Source organism: Streptomyces sp. NPDC048297, from assembly GCF_043201585.1.
Taxonomy (GTDB): domain Bacteria; phylum Actinomycetota; class Actinomycetes; order Streptomycetales; family Streptomycetaceae; genus Streptomyces.
The window spans coordinates 18,933-36,908 of record NZ_JBICZA010000035.1 but is presented as its reverse complement, the minus strand read 5'-3'; the positions used below and the strand labels follow the sequence as shown (position 1 = coordinate 36,908).

Below are 17,976 nucleotides of genomic sequence, written 5' to 3'. Positions count from 1 at the left end.
GTGGCGGCCGTATGGTGTCCGCCCGTCCTCAACGTGACACTGGAGCGGCCGATGGCTGCACTCTCTGTTCCACGCCCCCGGGGCGGGGACCGCAGTAGCAGCGCGCCGGGCGACGTCTGCCGCACATGGCCGTACGCCGTGTGGCGGGAGTTTGTTGAGCAGGCCACTCGGACAGGGGAGGCGAGCGGGGGTTTCCACAATCAGAACCACGTGCTCCCGCTGACCGAGCCGGTGGCCCGGCTGCTCGGGCTGGAGGCGGGCACTTCCGTGACCGTGCGGGTGCCGCGCCGTGGCGTGCTGCCCGTGGTGATCCGCACCTGGCAGAACGAGGCCGCCATCCTGCGGGCCCTCAAGGCGTCCTGTCGTATGTGCCCGAATGCCTGGCCGAGGGCGACGGGTTCGCCATCCACAGCTATGTGGAAGGCGTGCCGCTCTCCAGCGTCTGCGGCGACGGCAAACCCGTGGACGGCCTGCTGATAAGAGAACTCGCGGGCCTGCTCGCGGAGAGCGCCCAGGTGCGCGGTGACGCCGCGCTGCCGCCCCTGCCGTCCCTGTGGCCCCAGAACTACACCGACAGCCAGGGCTTCCTGCAGGCCCTCGCCCACATGGCCGACCTGCAGATCCGCAGGGCCAACCGGGCGTGCTTCGGCGGCCTGTTCGCCGCGCTCGGCATCCCCGAGGACGCCTTGGTCCGGCTGGCCGAACGGGTGCCGCCGATGTCCCGGCGCCCGTACAGCCTGCTCCACGGCGACCTGCACCGCGACAACCTGATCATGTCGTACGGCGGCGCCCCTCCCCTGATCTGCGTCGACTGGGAGCTGGCCACCTACGGCGACCCGCTGCACGACCTCGCCACCCACCTCGTGCGGATGCACTACCCGGACCACCAGTGGGACGAGGTCGTCGAGGCCTGGGTGCGCGCCATGCGCGAGGTCCGGCCCGCGGCCGTCAACGGCGTGGCCCGGGATCTGCGGCACTACGTCGCCTTCGAGCGGGCCCAGTCCGTGTACCCCGACGTGATGCGGGCCGCGCAGTCCCTGGAGGAGTACGTCGACGACGAGAGCCTGGGCGAGGCGACGGCCCGGGTCCGCGGTGCCCTGGAGGCGGGCGCGGAGCCACTGCGGCTCCCGCATGTGCCGGGGGAGCGGGAGATCGAGCGGATCCTGCTCCGCTGGGTCTCCGCACGGCCGGGTGCTCCGGAGCGGCACGGCGGCGGTGACCGGGGCGGTGCCGTGGATCGGTGCGGCAGCGGTGATTCGCGCGGTGGCGGTGACCGGCACGGCAGCGACGACCGGAGCGGCAGCGGTGACCAGCGCGGCAGCGGTGACAGGCGCGGCGGCGGCCGGCGTGTCCCGGGCGCCCGGGTGATCGACTGGAAGCCGGACGGACGCGTCCCGGAGCACCCCGAGTTCCCGCACGCCGCCGTCCGGGACGCGCTGCTGCTGGAGGGCGCGGCACCGGCCGACCGGGTGTTCAAGGGCACCGTGCACCTGAACTCGGTGCTCCAGGTGCCCGGTGTCGCCTTCCCCGTGGTGATCCGCCGCAAGGTCGCGGCGGTCCCCCGGCGCGAGCGCAGCTTCCTCAGCGAGCACGCCGTCCTCGCCGCGATCGAGCGGTCCGGTGCGGACGTGGCCGCGCCCCGGGTGCTGGCGCTCGGCGAGAGCCATTGACCCGCCTGGACGAGCCGGCCGAACTGGCCAGATGAGCCGGGCGGGTTGTCGTGGGGCTGTCGTGCGGTGCCCTGGCGGGGGTGGGGGCTACTTCCCGCTGTCCTCTGCCAGGGTGTGCGCGACGAGGGCGTTGGCGTGGCCGTGGCCCAGCCCGTGTTCGGCCTTGAGCCAGGCCACGAGCTCCATGTGCTTGGTCAGTTCCGAGGCGCGGACGAGGTCCTTCCACTCCGCGACGGGACGGCCGTACTTCTTCTCGATCGCGGGGAAGTAGCTGGCGGGGCCCTTCACGGGTGAGGTCATGCGGCGGTCTCCTGTGATCGCGGGAACTGATGGTGTGACGTCGGACTGGAACCAGACAGTACTCACGCCGCGCAGATGCCGGCGACCGTATCGGCGAAGGTCCGGGCGAGCGGAGCGAGGGCGTCCCAGCGGCGTACGGCCCAGCCGACCGGGAGCGGTGGCAGGTCGGGGACGGGGATGAGGCGGAGCGGGCTGTCGTCGCCGGGTACCGGCCGGCCGGGCAGGGCGGGGACGACGGCGTGGCCGAGGCCGAGTTCGGCCAGCAGGACGGCGGTGTCCCAGTCGGCCACGCTGGTGTCGGAGCTGCTGCGGACGCCCAGCCCGGCGAGGGCCGTGTCGAGGAGGGCGCCCGAGGTGGAGTTCTGCGGCAGCCGGATGAGGCTGATGCCGGCGAGGTCGGCCACGCCGACGCGGGTCCGGGCGGCGAGCGGGTCGTCGGCGCGGACGGCCAGCACCCAGGGCAGGTCGACGACGGTGCGCTGCTCGATGCCGCGCACGGGGCTGCCGATGGTGACCCAGGCGAGGTCCAGGTTGCCGGCGACGAGGGCGTCGAAGCAGCTCCGGCTGGAGGTCTCGGTCTGGAACTCCAGGTTCACCTTCGGATAGCGCTGCCGGAAGGCGACGACGCCCTCGGCCATGAAGTGCCGTACGGTCGTCCCGCCCGTGGTCACGCGCACCGAGCCGCTGTCGCCGCTGACCAGGTCTCCCAGGCGCCGCAGGGCCAGATCCAGACCGGCGATGCCGTCGGCGGCGGCGTCCCTGAGGACACGTCCCGCGTGGGTGGGTACGACGCCTCGGGCCCGGCGTTCCAGGAGGCTCACCCCGGTCTCCCGTTCCAGCCGCTTCACGTGCTGGCTGACCGCGGACTGGGTGCAGGCCAGCTCGCGGGCGACGGCGCTGAGGCTGCCGGCCCGGCACACGGCCACGAAGACACGGAGGTCGTCCAACGTCATAACTCCAAGCTATAGCTTGGGTGTTCCTAGGAATCCATAGGATTGACCGGGGTAGTCGCTCCTGGGGATGATCAGCGCAGGGCCCAGGGCGGCAACCCGTCCGGCGCCTCCGCGGGGTCCGGACCCGGGCGGAGGGACGGACGGGTGCCGACCCGAGCGACGGAAGGAACCGCCTTGTGTCCGCTCCCCCTCCCGCTGCTTCCCCTCCCGCTGCTTCCCGTCCCCCTGCTTCCCGTCCTCCGGCTTCCCCTCCCGCCGCCGGCCAGGCTGTCGCCCTCCTGCGCGAACTCGGCGCCGCGGACATCGCTCACCCGGGCGGCACCCTTCTCGTGCACCTCCAGCGCGTCCGGGAACAACTCGCCGCATGGGGCGCCCGCCCCACCCTCCAGCTCGCGGGCCTGTGCCACGCGGCCTACGGCACCGACGGCTTTCCCACCGCCCTGCTGCCCCTGGACCGCCACCCCGAACTCGCGGCGGTGATCGGCGCCGAGGCCGAAGCGATCGTGTACCTCTACGCCTCGTGCGACCGGAAGGCCACCTACCCGGCCCTCGCGGACCCTGCCGCGCCCTTCCACGACCGCTTCACCGCCCGCGCTCACGTCCCCGACCCGCACCTGCGCCGCGACTTCGCCGAACTCTCCGCCGCCAACGAACTCGACCTCGCCCGCGTCGACCCCGCCTTCCGCGCGACCTGGGGACCCGAACTCCTCACCCTCTTCACCCGCCTCCGCCCCCTGCTGAGCCCCCCGGCCTGGTCGGACTGCCGTACGGTGCTCACCCACGCACCGAGGAGCCGAGAGGAGACGAGTTGATCACGGAGCACCAGCAGAAGCTGCGGGAGCGCTACCTCGCCGCCACCGTCATACCGGCCCCCGAGCCCTGGCAGCCGGTGCTGGATCGCAGGCCCATCGGGGGCCTCCTCGGTATCGGATTCGCCGCCCACCCGGGCGACGGCCACGACCTCGTCATGGTCGTGTCCAGCGACGGCCACGGACTCTTCGACGCGGTCACCGGCGAGAAGATCGCCCGCGACCGGGACCCGGACCCCGACACGAGCACCCCCGACGCCCACCCGGACCTCACCTGCCCCGGCCTCGGCCCGATCGGGGGCACCCCGGTACGCATAGCGGGGCTCTTCGGCGGCGGCCTGCACAGCACCACACCGGACGGCTGGACCCTGGACGTCGTCACCCCCGAGTGGCCCCACGACCGCGTCATCCTCTCCACCGACGGCGGCTCCCACAAAGGCCCGGCGGGAGGGACGTGGTGGCACATCCTCCACTCCGAGCACTCAGAACTCCGCACAGCCGGCTTCTCCCCCTCCGGCCTGACCCTGGCCATCGCCACCAGCAGCGACCTCACCCTCTGGACCCGGCCTGAGCTCCACTTCACCGACTGAGCGGACGGCGGGACGTCGCACGAGAGGACGCGGGTTCCCCGCGGGATGACGCACTTTTGCAAGCGGGGTGCTTGCAATTGTTAGCAAGGGTGAGGCATGGTGGAGGCATGGCATCGCTCAACGTCGGCAATCTCGGTGAGTACCTGCGCGAGCAGCGGCGCAACGCACAGCTGTCGCTGCGGCAGCTCGCCGATGCCGCCGGGGTGTCCAATCCGTACCTGAGCCAGATCGAGCGCGGGCTGCGCAAGCCGAGCGCGGAGGTGCTCCAGCAGGTCGCCAAGGCGCTGCGCATCTCCGCCGAGACGCTGTACGTCCGCGCCGGCATCCTCGACGCCGAACGCGACGGCGAGGACCGCGTCCGCGAAGGCGCGACCCGTGCCGTCATCCTCGCCGATCCCTCGCTGAACGAGCGGCAGAAGCAGGTGCTGCTCCAGATCTACGAGTCCTTCCGCAAGGAGAACGGGTTCGGGACCGGCGAGCCGCAGCACGCGAGCGGCGGCGGTACGGGGGGCGGTACGGGGGACGCGGAGGGGACGCCCGGCGGCAGTGGCGCACCGGGTGACCTCGACGGTCCGGGCACGGACACCGGGAGCGATCCGAGCGACACCGAAGACCACGGCGACACCGCCGTACGCGGGAGCCGTAAGGCCGGCGGTGACGCCGGTCCGCGGCGGGCGACGGGTTGAGGCGGGCCCTCGACAAGTCAGCCACCGGTCGCCGTACCGCGGACCACACGAACCTCAGCCGAACGCGAATCCGGGAGGACCACCACCATGGCCATCAGCGACGACCTGCGCAAGACCTTCAGCGACCCGACCCCGTTCTACTTCGCCGCCGGCACCGCCGACCTCGCCCTCCAGCAGGCCAAGAAGGTGCCCGCCCTGGTCGAGCAGCTGCGCACCGAGGCCCCGGCCCGGATCGAGAAGGTGCGCACCACCGACCCGAAGGCCGTGCAGGAGAAGGCCGCCGCCCGCGCCAAGGAGGCGCAGGAGGTCCTGCAGACCAAGGTCAACGAGTTCATCGGGACCCTCGACGTCGACCTGAAGAAGTTCGGCGAGACGGCTCAGGACCTCGCGCTGCGGGGTGTCGGCGTCGCCGCCGAGTACGCCGTCAAGGCCCGTGAGACGTACGAGAAGGTCGCCGAGCACGGCGAGCAGGCCGTGAAGCAGTGGCGCGGCGACGCCGCCGAGGACATCGAGGACTTCGCGATCGTCGTCGAGGGCAAGCCCGAGCCGGCCGTCGTCAAGCCGGTCGTCGTCAAGGAGGAGCCGAAGCCGGCCGTGGCCGAGGCGTCCGCCGGGACGGAGTCCGCGGCGGCGAAGAAGCCCGTGGCGAAGAAGGCCCCGGCCGCCCGCAAGGCCACCCCCGTGAAGAAGACGACCCCGCCGGCCAAGTGAGCGTGGGCGACGAGGTGTGAACGGGCCGGGCACCCTTGGGGTGCCCGGCCCGTTGTACGGGTAACGGGTACGGTGACGGCGTACGGTCGGTCGGGAGACAGCGGGCGGTGGGCAGCATGCTGATGTTGGGCTTCGCGGGGTTCATGGGGATCTTGAAGATCGTCCTCATGGCGCTGGCCGCGTTCGGGCTCGTCGACGCCGCGTTCCGGCGCGAGGACGCCTTCCGGGCGGCCGACAAGCAGAACAAGGTGTTCTGGCTGATCATCCTCGGGCTCGCGCTCGTGGTGAGTGCGATGTTCTCGATCCTCGGCATCCTGCCGATCGCGGGCCTGATCGCGAGCATCGTCTACATCGTGGACGTGCGTCCCGCGGTCAAGCAGGCCTCCGGGGGCGGCAACGGCTGGGGCCGCCGCCGCGGCGGAAGCAGCAGCGACGGTCCGTACGGTCCGTACAACGGCCGCCGCTGAGCCCCTGGCCCCTGCGAAGCCCTCAGCTTCGGGGGTCCGGATCCGTCCCCCTCGGGGGTCCCTCAGTCTCGGGGGTCTCTTGGCCTCGGGGCCCCTCAGCCCTGTGGATCCCCCCGGGCGGAGCCCCCAGCCTCGGGAAGTCCCCGGCCTCGGGAAGTCCTCAGCCTCGCGGAACCCTCAGCCCTGCGTAACCCCAGTCCCATGGCCCCCCGGGCGGATTCCTACGGCGTTCTGTCCAGCAGGACCACCGCGAGGTCGTCCGTCAGCTCGCCGCCGTTGAGGTCGCGGACCTCGTGCACGGCGGCGCGCAGCAGATGCTCGCCGCGCAGGCCCTCGCCCAGCTGGCGGCGGATCATCGCGACCATGCCGTCCTGGCCCAGGCGCTCCTTGCCCGCGCCGACGCGGCCCTCGATCAGGCCGTCGGTGTAGAGCATCAGGCTCCACTCGGACCCCAGTTCCACCTGCATCCGCGGCCAGCGGGCGCCGGGGAGCAGACCGAGGGCGGGGCCGTTCTTGTCGTACGGCAGCAGCTCCGCCTCCCGGCCGGGACGGGCGATCAGCGGCGCCGGGTGGCCGGCCAGGCACAGGCCGGCGCGGCGGCCGTCGGGGGCGATGTCCACCGTGCACAGCGTCGCGAAGATCTCCTCGTCCGAGCGCTCGTGCTCCAGCACCTCCTGGAGCGTGCTCAGCAGCTCGTCCCCGCACAGTCCGGCCAGCGTCAGCGCCCGCCAGGCGATGCGCAGCTCCACGCCGAGCGCGGCCTCGTCCGGGCCGTGGCCGCAGACGTCGCCGATCATGGCGTGCACGGTGCCGTCGGGGGTGCGCACCGCGTCGTAGAAGTCGCCGCCGAGCAGGGCGCGCGAGCGGCCGGGGCGGTAGCGCGCGGCGAATCGCAGCGAGGAGCCCTCCAGCAGCGGGGTCGGCAGCAGACCGCGCTCCAGGCGGCGGTTCTCCTGCGCGCGCAGCCTGCTCTCGGTCAGCCGTCGCTCGGCGGTGTCGGAACGTTTCCGCTCCACCGCGTAGCGGATCGCGCGGCTCAGCAGCCGGCTGTCCAGCTCGTCGCGGAACAGGTAGTCCTGGGCGCCCACGCGCACGGCCTCGGCGCCGCGCTCGGCGTCGCCGGAGGCGGTCAGGGCGAGCACGGCGTGCCGGGGCGCGAGCTTGAGCACGTGCCGGAGCATGGCCAGCTCGTCGGCGTCCGGGCCGTCGGCCTCGGCGGGCCGGCCGGAGGCCGGAAGGGCGAGGTCCAGCAGGATGCAGTGGACGTCGTCGGTGAGCAGCCGCCCGGCCTCGGTGAGGTTGCGGGCGGTACGGACGCGGATGGGGCGGCCGGCCGAGTCCTGCAGATCGGGCACGAGCTGGCCGGCCGGGTCGTCCTCTATCAGCAGCAGGGTGAGAGGGGCGCCGGTCGTGGCGTTGGTCGCGGCGCCTCGGTGTGCCTCTTCCTTGAGGGGGCCGCCACTCATGGAGGCGGCCTGCGCCTGACCACTCTCCACGGCCGGGATCGCTCTCTGCCGCGGTACGGGTACGGGCATTTCCTGGTTCCTTCCCTCCCCCCGAGGGCACGGCGGCGTCGAGGGACCTCGGGCCACCGACGGGTGACCATAGCGGTACCTGCCGCCCCGATGGAATGGTGTGAGCCGCGTCGCTCGTGCGCAGGCCGCTGTCATATGCCGCTTTCCGTACCGCAGTTGGACAGGACGCCGTGGGGCTGGGGATGACGAAGCTCACTACCCGTCCGGGTTTCGGCGGGTGTTGTGGTGGAGTGGGTCACATGGCGTGCGTCACGTGTGGGGCGCGTCCGCGGTGTGGGGCCGGTGTGTCGTGGGGCCGGTGTGTTGTGAGGTCTGTGTGGCGTGAGGTCTGTGTGTTGTCGGGGCCCGCGTCGTGAGGCCCCCGTGTCGTGAGGCCCCCGCGTTGTCGGGCCCCCGTGTCGTGAGGCCCCCGCGTGGTGAGGCCTACGCGTCCGGTCGTACGACTCCCAGGATCGGCATCGAGCCCGCGCCCGCGACGGTCACCCACCGTCCGGGGCGCGGGGCGTGGATGATCGCGCCGTCGCCGACGTACATGGCGACGTGGCTGGCGTCGCCGAAGTAGATGATGAGGTCGCCGGGGCGCATGTCCTTGACGGCGACGTGCTTGAGCTGCTTCCACTGCTCCTGCGAGGTGCGCGGGACGGGGTGGCCGGCGCTGGCCCACGCCTGGGAGGTGAGGCCGGAACAGTCGAAGGAGCCGGGGCCCTCGGCGCCCCACACGTAGGGCTTGCCGAGCTGGGCCGTGGCGAACGCGACCGCCTTCTTCCCCGGTGCCGAGGCCTTGCTCTTGATCTCCTTGAGCACGCCCGTGTCCAGCCAGGCGGTCTGCGCCTCGTAGGCGGACTGCTGCTCCAGCGCGGCGAGCCGCTCCCGCTGCTTCTTCTCCAGCCGGGACTCGAGCTTCTCGGCGGCGGTGATCTGCTTCTTGATCTTCTTCTTGGCGGCGGCCTTCTGCTTGCGGTTGGCCTCCAACTTCTCCCACTGCGCCGAGGCGTCGTCCGCGTATCGCCGCAACTGCTCTTGGAGGCGGGTCCGTTCGGTGAGCAGCTTCTTGGCCGCCCGCTCGCCGTTGAGTACCGTCCCGGCCCCGTCGGCGAACTGCTGCGGATCGCCGCTGAGCAGGAACTGGGCCGTGGGCGGCAGGCCTCCGTTGCGGTACTGGGCGCGGGCGGCGGCGCCGGCCTGGTCCTTCAGCTCGTCCAGCTTCTTCTGGCCTGCGACGATCTTCCGGGCCAGTTCGACGATCTGCGCGGACTGCTTCTCGGTCTGCTCCTCGGCCGCGTTGTAGGCGTCGGTGGCCACGGCGGCGTCGTGGTAGAGCTTGTCGAGCTTCTCGCGGACCTTCTCCAGATCCTTGTCCGGCAGGGGAGTCGGGGTGGTGCCGCGTGTCGCGCGCGTGTGCGGTGTGGGGGCGGGGGTTGAGGTCGGGGTCGGGGTGGGCGCGGCGACCGCCGTGCCCGGGGCCGCCAGCACGGTCGCCGCGCAGACCGCGGTCACGGCGGCGGCGAGCAGGCCACGCTTGCCTGTACCCATTCCTGAGCCCCCAAGCTGATTTACCGTCAGTAACTTACGGATGCCCGGGGGATCGTGCCACGATGCGGCGCAAAGTGACAGAGGTCGGCGGAAGTCGGATTTTCCGCGCCCCCCTTCACCCCCACTTCCGTGCATGTCCCCCCGCGCCCCTGCGAGTACGGCTATTTCCCCGCCGATGTGACGAACGACGCACGGAGATCGTTCCGCCCTCGCATCACCCACACGGGGTCACTCCGTTCGGCTGGGCGGGGTCATGCAGTTCGCCCGGGAGGGGCCGCGCAGTTCACCTGGGCGGAGCCGTGCGGTTCGCCCAAGCGGTCTCCCATGGGCCTTCCCTGGGTCCTCCCTGGGTCCTCCCTGGGTCCTCCCTGGGTCCTCCTTGGGTCACCTGTGGGGCTTCCGTGGGGCCCCGTGGGTCACTTGGAGGGGTTCCGTTGGTCCTCCGTGGGCTCCGAGGGTCGCCCGAGGAGTCCCTGTGGGGTACTTGAGAGGTCTCCACGGTTCTCTGCGGTCACCCGTGGGTCCTCTTGCGGGTCACTCGCGGGTTCTCCGTGGTGCTCTGAGGGCCGTCCGCGGGTTCTCTGTGGGGCACTTGAGCGGTCTCCGTGGGCCCTCTGCGGGGCACTCGTGGGCCTCTGCGGGGCTCCGCGGGTCGTCCGAGGGGCTTCATCGGTCGCCTGAGTGGGCTTCGTGGCTCCCTCCGCGTGTCCTCTTCGGGGCCTCTGCGGGGCTCCGCAGGTCGCCCGACGGGACTCCGTGGGGCGCCCAAGGCGACTCCCACAGATCCTCCGTGACCCCTTCGGGTTCCCCCGAGGTGCTACCGCGGGTCCTCTCTAAGGGCCTCCGCGGGCCTCCGCGGGCCTCCGAACGCCTCCGCGAGCCCTCCGCAGGCTCTCCGATGGGCTCCTTGGAGCCTCTGCGGGTCTCCATGAGCCTTCCGTGGCCCCTCCGTGGTTCCCCCCCGAGGTGCTACCGCGGGTTCTCCGCGGGCCTCCGCGGGCCCTCCCCGGGTTTCCATGGAGCCTTCGCGGGTCCGCCGGAGCCTTCGCGGGCCCTCCCCGAGCCGCCCGCCCTCCGAGGGGAACCGCTGGTCACCCGCGTGGTGCCAACGCCCCCCACCTCACCGTCACTTCTCCCTGGCGCCAGCGCGACGGGCCGTCTGTGATCGGCCAGTCGGTGCGCAGGTTCCGGGCCGTGCGGATCCAGCGTTGGCGGGCGCCGTAGGAGGCATAGGGGGCGTTGGCGGCCCAGGCGCGGTCGAAGTCGCGCAGGAAGGCGTGCACGGGCTCGCCGGGCACGTTGCGGTGGATCAGCGCCTTCGGCAGCCGTTCGGCCAGGTCCGAGGGCCGTTCCAGGGAGCCGAGCCGGGTCGCGAAGGTGACCGTGCGCGGGCCGGCCGGACCGAGCGCCACCCACACGTGCCGCCGCCCGATCTCGTCGCACGTCCCCTCGACCAGCAGCCCGCCGCGCGAGCCGCCGTCCGCCGGGGCGAGCCGTGCGCACAGTCGCTCCCACACGGCCGCGACCTGGTCCTCGTCGTACTGGCGCAGCACGTTGGCCGCGCGCACGAGCAGCGGGCGCCCGGGGACGGGGATCTCGAAGCCGCCGTGCCGGAAGGCCAGGCCCTCGCGCGCGTACGGCCGGGCCGCGGCGACCCGCTCCGGTTCGATCTCGACGCCGACCACGCGCGCGTGCGGCGCGACGGACCGCAGCCGGCCGAGCAGCTCGACGGCGGTCCAGGGGGCGGCGCCGTACCCGAGGTCGACGGCGACCGGGTCGCCCGCGCGGCGCAGCTCGGCGCCGTGCGTGGCGGCGATCCAGCGGTCCATGCGGCGCAGCCGGTTGGGGTTGGTGGTCCCGCGCGTCACCGTTCCCACGACGCGGGTCCCCCTGACCGGGGTCCCTCCGTCCGGGGTCCCTGCGGCCGGGCGAGGCCGGGCGCGGGGGAGGGGCGTCGTGCGGGCTGTCATGCCTACGAGGGTAAGCGGGCGCCACGCGGCGAGGCGTCGAACGGTTGAGCGATCAAAGGTCATGGTTGGGTAAAGTCGCTTGTTCGGGAAATGGCGGGACACCCGTCCGCTGTTGGACCCCCTTGGAGGGCGACGTCGGTCCTCCGGCAGGCATGCCCGCAGCGAGGAGGAACGCCACGTGAGCCAGTACGTCAGCAGGCTCGGGCGTCGTTCCCCGGCGGCCCCCGCGCGGCTGAGGCTGCACCGCAGGCCCCGCCGCGTCGCCATGCTCTCCGTGCACACCTCACCGCTCCACCAGCCCGGCACCGGCGACGCCGGCGGTATGAACGTCTACATCGTGGAGCTGGCCCAGCGGCTGGCCGCGATCAACATCGAGGTCGAGATCTTCACCCGGGCCACCGCCGGCGACCTCCCGCCCACGGTCCAGCTCGCCCCCGGCGTCCTGGTCCGGCACGTCGACGCCGGCCCCTACGAGGGCCTCGCCAAGGAGGACCTCCCGGCCCAGCTGTGCGCCTTCACGCACGGCGTCATGCAGGCGTGGGCCGGCCACCGCCCCGGGTACTACGACCTCGTCCACTCCCACTACTGGCTCTCCGGCCACGTCGGCTGGCTCGCCGCCCAGCGCTGGGGCGTCCCCCTGGTGCACGCCATGCACACCATGGCCAAGGTCAAGAACGCCAGCCTGGCCGACGGCGACACCCCCGAGCCCGCCGCCCGCGTCATCGGCGAGACCCAGATCGTCGCCGCCGCGGACCGGCTCATCGCCAACACCGCCGAGGAGGCCGACGAACTCGTCCGGCACTACGCCGCCGACCTCGGCAAGGTCGCCGTGGTCCACCCCGGCGTGAACCTCGACCGCTTCCGGCCCTTCCCGCAGGGCACACCCGCCACGCACTACGGCATACCGGGGCCGGATGGCATACCGGGGCTGGACGGCACACCCGCCGCGCACCTCGGCACACCAGGCCCCGAGGGGACACCGGGTCCGGACGGCACCGCCAGGGCCCGCGCCGCCGCCCGCGCCCGCCTCGGCCTGCCCCAGGACGCCCTGATCCCGCTCTTCGCGGGCCGCATACAGCCCCTCAAGGCCCCCGACGTCCTGCTGCGCGCCGTCGCCGTCCTGCTGGACGAGCGTCCCGAGCTGCGCCACAACATCGTCGTACCGGTCGTCGGCGGCCCGAGCGGCAGCGGCCTCGCCAAGCCGGAAGGGCTCCAGAAGCTCGCCGCGCGGCTCGGTATCGCGGACGTCGTACGGTTCCGGCCGCCGGTCGGGCAGGAGCAGCTCGCCGACTGGTTCCGGGCCGCGTCCGTGCTGGTCATGCCCTCCTACAGCGAGTCCTTCGGGCTGGTCGCGATAGAGGCGCAGGCGGCCGGGACCCCGGTGCTCGCCGCCTCGGTCGGCGGTCTGCCGGTGGCCGTGCGCGACGGCGTCACCGGCTTCCTCGTCCAGGGCCACGACCCGGCCGACTACGCGCGCGTGCTGCGCCGGTTCGCCGACGAGGCGCCCCTCTCGGCGCACATGGGCGCCGCCGCCGCCCGGCACGCGCAGTCCTTCGGCTGGGACACCGCGGCTGCCGCCACGGCCGACGTGTACACGGCCGCGACCCAGTCCCACCGCCGTCGCGTACGCTCCCAGCATGGGTGATGTCGAGAAGGCCGCGCAGGTCGTCGAGGGCGCGCTGAAGGACGCCGAACTGGATTGGGAGAGCCCGGAGCCCGGAAACTTCGTCGTCAAGCTCCCCGGCACCCACAAGCTCTCCACCACCGTCTCGCTGCTGGTGGGCCGGCACACCCTCTCCCTCAACGCCTTCGTCGTCCGCCACCCCGACGAGAACGAGGCGGGCGTCCACCGCTGGCTGCTGGAGCGCAACCTCAAGCTGTACGGCGTCAGTTACGCCGTCGACCGGCTCGGCGACGTCTACGTCACCGCCCGGCTGCCCCTGACCGCCATCACCCCCGAGGAGATCGACCGCCTCCTCGGCCAGGTCCTGGAGGCGGCCGACGGCGCCTTCAACACCCTTCTGGAGCTGGGCTTCGCCTCCGCGATCCGCAAGGAGTACGCGTGGCGGGTGTCCCGCGGGGAGCCGACGCGGAACCTGGACGCGTTCAAGCATCTGATCGAGCGCACCTCCAACTGACGTACACCTGAAGGTCGTACGCCCCCTTCCCTTCCTCCGTGGGCCAGTGGCATGCTCACCGCCAACGCATTCCTGAACGCCGTTCATATTCATGAATTCGAAGGTTCATGAACACGAAGGGGTGGCTGGACATGAGCAACGGGCACGTCAGCAGACGCACACTCCTCACCGGCGCGACCGCCGTCGCCCTCACCGCGACGACGGGCCTCGCACGCGCCGCTACGCCGGGCATCGCACGCGCCGCGACCGCCGCACCGCCGTCGGCCTCCCCCGGTGAAGTCCCCGCCCTCTGGCGGGAGTTCACCCGCACCCCCTTCACCCACCCGCAGATCCCCTACATCGGCCGGGCGGGCTGCCGTACCCGCACCCGGAGCCGCGGCCGGTTCGTCGCCGCCGTCACCGACTACGGCGCCGTCCCCGACGGCACGACGGACTGCGCCCCCGCGATCAACCGTGCCATCGCCGCAGCCGGACGGGCCGGCGGTGGCACGGTCACCATCCCGCCCGGCACCTTCCGCATCGACGACCTGATCCTCATCGGCGACTCCGGTGTCGTCCTGCGCGGCGCCGGCAGCGGCCGTACGACGCTCTACGCGACGAAGAACCTCACCGAGCTGATCGGCGTCTACGGCTCCCGCTACGGCGGCGACAAGTCGTCCTGGTCCTGGGCCGGAGGGCTCATCTGGCTGGCGCCGAGGGCCCGTTGGGACTCCCTCGTGGCCGCGATCCGGAACCGGGCCTGGCCCTTCGAGGGCTGGACCGGCAACAAGAGGGACGAGTGGACGACCCTCACCACGGTCGAACCGGCCCGCCAGGGCGCCTGGACGGTGACCGTGGCCGACGCGGGCGGCCTGCGGCCCGGCCGGCTGGTCCTCCTCCGCCTCGCCGACGACCCCGCCCACACCCTCCTCCAGCACATGGCGGGCGGCGGCCCCGGCCCGGCCGCGTACTACTGGGACGACAAGACCAAGCTGACCTCCTACGTCCCCTACGAGTGGCCCGTACGCGTCACCCGTGTCCACGGCCGCCGCGTCACACTCGAACGCCCCCTCCCGCTCGACCTGCGCCCGGAGTGGGACCCCCGACTGACCACCCACGTCGAGGAGTTGACCGGCTCCGGAGTCGAGGGCCTGACCCTGGAGGCGATGCAGACCCCGCAGTCGCCGCACCTCCTCGACAAGGGCTACAACGGGGTCGTCCTGCAGTGCGCCTACGACTGCTGGGTGGACGACGTCACGGTCCGCCACGTCGACAACGGCTTCGGCCTGGTCGCCGCCTCCGCCTGCACCCTGCGCCGCACCCGTGTCGCCGGCCGCGGCTCGCACCACCCCTACTTCTGCCGCGAGGGCTCCCACGACAACCTGATCGACGACTTCACGGTCGAACAGCGCACGGTCCCCGCGCCGCCGAACACCCAGCTGCACGGCATCAACGTGGAAGGCCTCTCCTCCCACAACGTCTGGTCGCGCGGCGACATGCGGATGGGCACCTTCGACAGCCACCGGGGCCTGCCCTTCGCGAACGTCCGCACCGACATCACGGTGAACAACGACGGCCGCCACGGCGGCGACGCCAGCGCGGGCCCCCTCTTCGGCGCCCGCTTCACCCACTGGAACATCGGGGTCACCAACGGCCGCGCCGGCCTGATGAAGATCGACGGCCTGGCACCGTACTCCGCCACCGTCGGCCTCAACACGGTCACCGAGTTCGACCAGATCGACGTACCCGACTTCACGGGCGACCCGCACTCCCGCCTGGAGCTGTACGGCACGACGGACGCGGTGCGCCCGCGCAATCTGTACGAGGCGCAGCGAGACCTGTGAGGTCTGCGAGAACTGTGAGGTCTGCGAGACCTGTGAGGTCTGCGAGAACTGTGGGGCACGGGTGCTGACCTCTGCGCGAAGGGCGAGGCGCGCTCACCGCGACCGGCCGCCGCCGGCCCGGTAGCGCCCCGGAGTCACGCCCACCAGCTTCTTGAAGTGCCGGGTGAGATGGGCCTGGTCGAAGAACCCGGTCGCCGTCGCCACCTCACCCGGCGCCAGCCCGTCCAGCAGCAGCCGGCGCGCCCGCCCGACCCGGCGGGACGTCAGGTACTGGTGCGGGGCGATGCCGTAGGCGGTGCTGAACGCCCGTACCAGATGGGCGGGATGGGCGTGCAGCAGCTCGGCGGCCTCGGTCAGGGCGAGCCCGTCCGCGACCCGCTCGTCGAGCAGTTCGCGCAGGGCGCGCGCGAGGGCGGGATCGGGGCGGGCGGCCCCCGGCTCCCGGTGCCGCAGATGGTCCCGCAACCGCGCGCCGACCAGCGCGAGCCGGCTCTCCGCCTCCAGTTCGTCCCCGGGCCGCCCGAGCGCGGTGTGCACCTGCCCGACCCGCAGCCGCAGCAGGGGGTCCCGCAGGTCGGGCCCGTCGACGGCCGGTCCGATCAGTTCGTCGCCGAGCCGGCTGCCGTCGAGGTACAGCACGCGCTTGCGGAAGCCGTGCGGGGTGGCGGGGGAGCCGTTGTGCGGGACGTGCGGGGGCAGCAGGGTGACGGTGTCGTGCGGGGTGCCGTGCTCGTGCCGGTCCAGGTCGTAGCGCACGGCCCCGTCGTCCACGATCAGCAGCGTCCAGTGGTCGTGGACGTGCATCGGGTACGCGTACTCGGTGAAATGGGCGTGGAAGACCTCCACGACGCCCGGGACACGCGGGCGCCAGGCGGAGACGTCCGGCTGAACTGCGGCCACGCAAAGAACGTACAAGACCGTGCGCCGGGCGGCGCGGCAGTCTCACCGCATGAACACCGAACCGATCCGCCCCCACGCTCGACCCCGTTCGGGCGAGGCGACCCCCGTCGACACCAAGATCGCCGTGCTGGTGCGTGAGGACCTGGAGCCGTGGCAGCGCCTCAACGTGACGGCCTTCCTGGTCAGCGGCCTGGGCACCGGGATCCCCGAGGTGATCGGGGAGCCGTACGAGGACGCGGACGGGGTCACCTACCTGCCGATGTTCCGCCAGCCCGTGCTGGTCTTCGAGGGCACGAAGGAGACCCTGAAGGCGGCCCACGCCCGAGCCCTGTCCCGCGCGCTGCCCCGCGCCGTCTTCACCGCCGACCTGTTCGCCACGGGCAACGACCGCGACAACCGCGCGGCCGTTCGCGCCGTTTCGACGGCGGACCTGGACGTGGTCGGACTCGCGGTCCACGGCCCGCGCAACGGGGTGGACAAGGTGCTGAAGGGGGCGCGGATGCATCCGTGAGCGCCGGCGCGCGGTCAGGCCGCTCAGGCCGTACGCGCCTCGACCCCGTCGATGCCCTCGGTCTTTTCGCCCCTGTCGGTGCTGGTGTCGGCCGCCGGGGACCCGACCGCCGCCGCCTCCTCCTTCTCCCTCCCCGATCCCGGCTTCTCCCTCCCCGATCCCGGCAGGCGCCGCATGAGGACGCCGTACCCGAGCCCGGCCGCGGTCCCCACGACCGCGCACGTCCCCCACAGCCACTGCGCGCCGAAGCGGTCGATGACGGCGCCGGACATCAGCGGGGCGACCAGGGCGGCGACGGACCAGGAGAGGGTGTAGACGCCCTGGTAACGGCCGCGTCCGTGGACGGGGGAGAGCTGGACGACGAGCCCGGTCTGGGTCGGCGCGTTGACGATCTCGGCGAGCGTCCACACGCACACGGTGAGCGCGAAGACGCCGACCGACCCGGCGAAGGCGGTGAGCCCGAAGCCGTAACCGGCGAGGAGCGAGGAGATGACCAGCAGCGTGCGCGGGTCGCGGTGCTCGATGAAGCGGGTGACCGGGATCTGCAGGGCGACGATCAGGATGCCGTTGACGGCGATGGCGAAGCCGTAGTCGGCGGGGGAGAACCCGGCGCGGCCCATGGCGATCGGCAGGCCGACCGAGCCCTGCTGGAAGACGAGGGCGACGAGGAAGGACAGGCCGACGACGGCCATGTACCGCCCGTCGCGCAGCACGGTGAGCAGGCTGACCTCGGCCTCGGCCCCGGCCTGCCGGTCCGTGGCCGCGGGCCGGGACTCGGGCACCTTCAGGAAGACGACGACCGCGCAGGCGAGGGTCATCCCGGCCTCGATGAGGAAGCCGGCGAGGTAGCTGTACTGGGCGATGAAACCGGCGCCCATGGAGGAGACGGCGAAGCCGAGGTTGATGGCCCAGTAGTTGAGCGAGAAGGCCCGCACCCGGTCCTCGGGCCGGACGATGTCGGCCATCATCGCCTGCACGGCCGGCCGGGAGGCGTTGGAGGTCATGCCGACGAGGAAGGCGACGGCCGCGATGGAGACGGGGTCGCTCATGAAGCCGAGCAGTGCGACGGACCCGGCGGTCGCGCTCTGCGCGATCAGCAGGGTCGGCCGTCTGCCGAGCCGGTCGGCCATCACACCGCCGCCCAGCGAGGAGACGACTCCGCCGAGCCCGTGCAGCGAGGCGACGAGACCGGCGTACGAGGCCGAGTAGCCGCGGTCCAGTGTCAGGTAGAGCGCCATGAACGTGGCGACGAAGCCGCCGAGCCGGTTGACGAGGGTGCTGGTCCACAGCCACCAGAAGGCTTGGGGCAGCCCGGATATGGACTCCCGGGCGGCTCGTCCGAGCCGAGAGGCGGACGCGACGGACATGGACAGGACCCCC

General features: G+C 72.6%; 16 protein-coding genes and 1 pseudogene. 10 read left to right on the top strand and 7 right to left on the bottom strand.

Translation table 11 applies throughout. The features are described from left to right. Positions 1–51: 51 nt before the first annotated feature. Positions 52–1,664 (top strand): annotated as a pseudogene (locus ACGFYV_RS30565) (phosphotransferase family protein); the annotation flags it as partial. Between the two features lie 93 nt (positions 1,665–1,757). On the opposite strand, the gene ACGFYV_RS30560 reads toward ACGFYV_RS30565, so the two are convergent. Beyond that, positions 1,758–1,970, bottom strand: coding sequence for a DUF4287 domain-containing protein (locus ACGFYV_RS30560; RefSeq protein ID WP_393881749.1), 213 nt, complete (start codon positions 1,968–1,970; stop codon positions 1,758–1,760). A gap of 62 nt (positions 1,971–2,032) precedes the next feature. Further along, positions 2,033–2,923 (bottom strand): LysR family transcriptional regulator, encoded by an 891-nt coding sequence (locus tag ACGFYV_RS30555; protein WP_393881748.1) that lies wholly within the window; start codon positions 2,921–2,923, stop codon positions 2,033–2,035. 278 nt (positions 2,924–3,201) lie between these two features. Here ACGFYV_RS30555 and ACGFYV_RS30550 point away from each other — a divergent pair, with 278 nt between their 5' ends. The 5 genes from ACGFYV_RS30550 (at position 3,202) to ACGFYV_RS30530 (ending at position 6,186) form a co-directional block, all read left to right on the top strand. Beyond that, positions 3,202–3,735 carry a DUF6817 domain-containing protein gene (locus tag ACGFYV_RS30550; RefSeq protein WP_393881808.1) on the top strand — a complete coding sequence of 178 codons (534 nt, stop codon included), beginning with the start codon at positions 3,202–3,204 and terminating at the stop codon, positions 3,733–3,735. Next, positions 3,732–4,322: a hypothetical protein gene (locus ACGFYV_RS30545; protein WP_393881747.1), complete on the top strand. Its 591-nt coding sequence runs from the start codon at positions 3,732–3,734 to the stop codon at positions 4,320–4,322. The genes ACGFYV_RS30550 and ACGFYV_RS30545 overlap by 4 nt, the downstream gene beginning before the upstream one ends. A 107-nt stretch (positions 4,323–4,429) precedes the next feature. Further along, a complete protein-coding gene (locus ACGFYV_RS30540) occupies positions 4,430–5,008 on the top strand; it encodes a helix-turn-helix domain-containing protein (RefSeq protein ID WP_393881746.1) in 579 nt (192 codons plus the stop codon). Between the two features lie 87 nt (positions 5,009–5,095). Next, the gene (locus ACGFYV_RS30535; protein WP_393881745.1) at positions 5,096–5,719 is read left to right on the top strand and encodes a hypothetical protein; all 624 of its coding nucleotides are present in this window, start codon (positions 5,096–5,098) and stop codon (positions 5,717–5,719) included. A gap of 116 nt (positions 5,720–5,835) precedes the next feature. Beyond that, positions 5,836–6,186, top strand: a complete 351-nt coding sequence (locus ACGFYV_RS30530; protein WP_393881744.1) for a DUF2516 family protein — start codon at positions 5,836–5,838, stop codon at positions 6,184–6,186. A 221-nt stretch (positions 6,187–6,407) separates the two neighbouring features. Here ACGFYV_RS30530 and ACGFYV_RS30525 read toward each other — a convergent pair whose 3' ends face one another. From ACGFYV_RS30525 to ACGFYV_RS30515, 3 genes are all read right to left on the bottom strand, one after another. Further along, positions 6,408–7,721: a PP2C family protein-serine/threonine phosphatase gene (locus tag ACGFYV_RS30525; protein ID WP_393881743.1), complete on the bottom strand. Its 1,314-nt coding sequence runs from the start codon at positions 7,719–7,721 to the stop codon at positions 6,408–6,410. A gap of 423 nt (positions 7,722–8,144) precedes the next feature. Then, a complete protein-coding gene (locus ACGFYV_RS30520) occupies positions 8,145–9,254 on the bottom strand; it encodes an NlpC/P60 family protein (protein ID WP_393881742.1) in 1,110 nt (369 codons plus the stop codon). Positions 9,255–10,345: 1,091 nt separating this feature from the next. Beyond that, on the bottom strand, positions 10,346–11,131 hold the full coding sequence (locus ACGFYV_RS30515) for a class I SAM-dependent methyltransferase (RefSeq protein WP_393881741.1): 786 nt from the start codon (positions 11,129–11,131) through the stop codon (positions 10,346–10,348). Between the two features lie 271 nt (positions 11,132–11,402). Here ACGFYV_RS30515 and ACGFYV_RS30510 point away from each other — a divergent pair, with 271 nt between their 5' ends. The 3 genes from ACGFYV_RS30510 (at position 11,403) to ACGFYV_RS30500 (ending at position 15,185) form a co-directional block, all read left to right on the top strand. Continuing rightward, on the top strand, positions 11,403–12,869 hold the full coding sequence (locus ACGFYV_RS30510) for a glycosyltransferase (RefSeq protein WP_393881740.1): 1,467 nt from the start codon (positions 11,403–11,405) through the stop codon (positions 12,867–12,869). Next, positions 12,862–13,362: a YbjN domain-containing protein gene (locus ACGFYV_RS30505; protein ID WP_393881739.1), complete on the top strand. Its 501-nt coding sequence runs from the start codon at positions 12,862–12,864 to the stop codon at positions 13,360–13,362. The genes ACGFYV_RS30510 and ACGFYV_RS30505 overlap by 8 nt, the downstream gene beginning before the upstream one ends. Positions 13,363–13,493: 131 nt before the next feature. Continuing rightward, positions 13,494–15,185: a glycosyl hydrolase family 28-related protein gene (locus tag ACGFYV_RS30500; protein WP_393881807.1), complete on the top strand. Its 1,692-nt coding sequence runs from the start codon at positions 13,494–13,496 to the stop codon at positions 15,183–15,185. A 93-nt stretch (positions 15,186–15,278) separates the two neighbouring features. Here the strand turns inward: ACGFYV_RS30500 and ACGFYV_RS30495 are convergent, their stop codons facing one another. Further along, positions 15,279–16,085, bottom strand: coding sequence for an AraC family transcriptional regulator (locus tag ACGFYV_RS30495; RefSeq protein WP_393881738.1), 807 nt, complete (start codon positions 16,083–16,085; stop codon positions 15,279–15,281). A 49-nt stretch (positions 16,086–16,134) separates the two neighbouring features. On the opposite strand from ACGFYV_RS30495, the gene ACGFYV_RS30490 reads away from it, so the two are divergent. Next, positions 16,135–16,596 (top strand): DUF2000 family protein, encoded by a 462-nt coding sequence (locus ACGFYV_RS30490; protein WP_393881737.1) that lies wholly within the window; start codon positions 16,135–16,137, stop codon positions 16,594–16,596. A gap of 23 nt (positions 16,597–16,619) precedes the next feature. Here ACGFYV_RS30490 and ACGFYV_RS30485 read toward each other — a convergent pair whose 3' ends face one another. Next, positions 16,620–17,963 carry an MDR family MFS transporter gene (locus ACGFYV_RS30485; RefSeq protein ID WP_393881736.1) on the bottom strand — a complete coding sequence of 448 codons (1,344 nt, stop codon included), beginning with the start codon at positions 17,961–17,963 and terminating at the stop codon, positions 16,620–16,622. Positions 17,964–17,976: the final 13 nt, after the last annotated feature.

Excerpts from the sequence above, each read along its gene's own strand:
- ACGFYV_RS30560 (WP_393881749.1), bottom strand. The coding sequence starts at position 1,970 with ATGACCTCACCCGTGAAGGGCCCCGCCAGCTACTTCCCCGCGATCGAG.
- ACGFYV_RS30555 (WP_393881748.1), bottom strand. The coding sequence starts at position 2,923 with ATGACGTTGGACGACCTCCGTGTCTTCGTGGCCGTGTGCCGGGCCGGC.
- ACGFYV_RS30540 (WP_393881746.1), top strand. The coding sequence starts at position 4,430 with ATGGCATCGCTCAACGTCGGCAATCTCGGTGAGTACCTGCGCGAGCAG.
- ACGFYV_RS30535 (WP_393881745.1), top strand. The coding sequence starts at position 5,096 with ATGGCCATCAGCGACGACCTGCGCAAGACCTTCAGCGACCCGACCCCG.
- ACGFYV_RS30530 (WP_393881744.1), top strand. The coding sequence starts at position 5,836 with ATGCTGATGTTGGGCTTCGCGGGGTTCATGGGGATCTTGAAGATCGTC.
- ACGFYV_RS30525 (WP_393881743.1), bottom strand. The coding sequence starts at position 7,721 with ATGCCCGTACCCGTACCGCGGCAGAGAGCGATCCCGGCCGTGGAGAGT.
- ACGFYV_RS30520 (WP_393881742.1), bottom strand. The coding sequence starts at position 9,254 with ATGGGTACAGGCAAGCGTGGCCTGCTCGCCGCCGCCGTGACCGCGGTC.
- ACGFYV_RS30505 (WP_393881739.1), top strand. The coding sequence starts at position 12,862 with ATGGGTGATGTCGAGAAGGCCGCGCAGGTCGTCGAGGGCGCGCTGAAG.
- ACGFYV_RS30500 (WP_393881807.1), top strand. The coding sequence starts at position 13,494 with ATGAGCAACGGGCACGTCAGCAGACGCACACTCCTCACCGGCGCGACC.
- ACGFYV_RS30490 (WP_393881737.1), top strand. The coding sequence starts at position 16,135 with ATGAACACCGAACCGATCCGCCCCCACGCTCGACCCCGTTCGGGCGAG.
- ACGFYV_RS30485 (WP_393881736.1), bottom strand. The coding sequence starts at position 17,963 with ATGTCCGTCGCGTCCGCCTCTCGGCTCGGACGAGCCGCCCGGGAGTCC.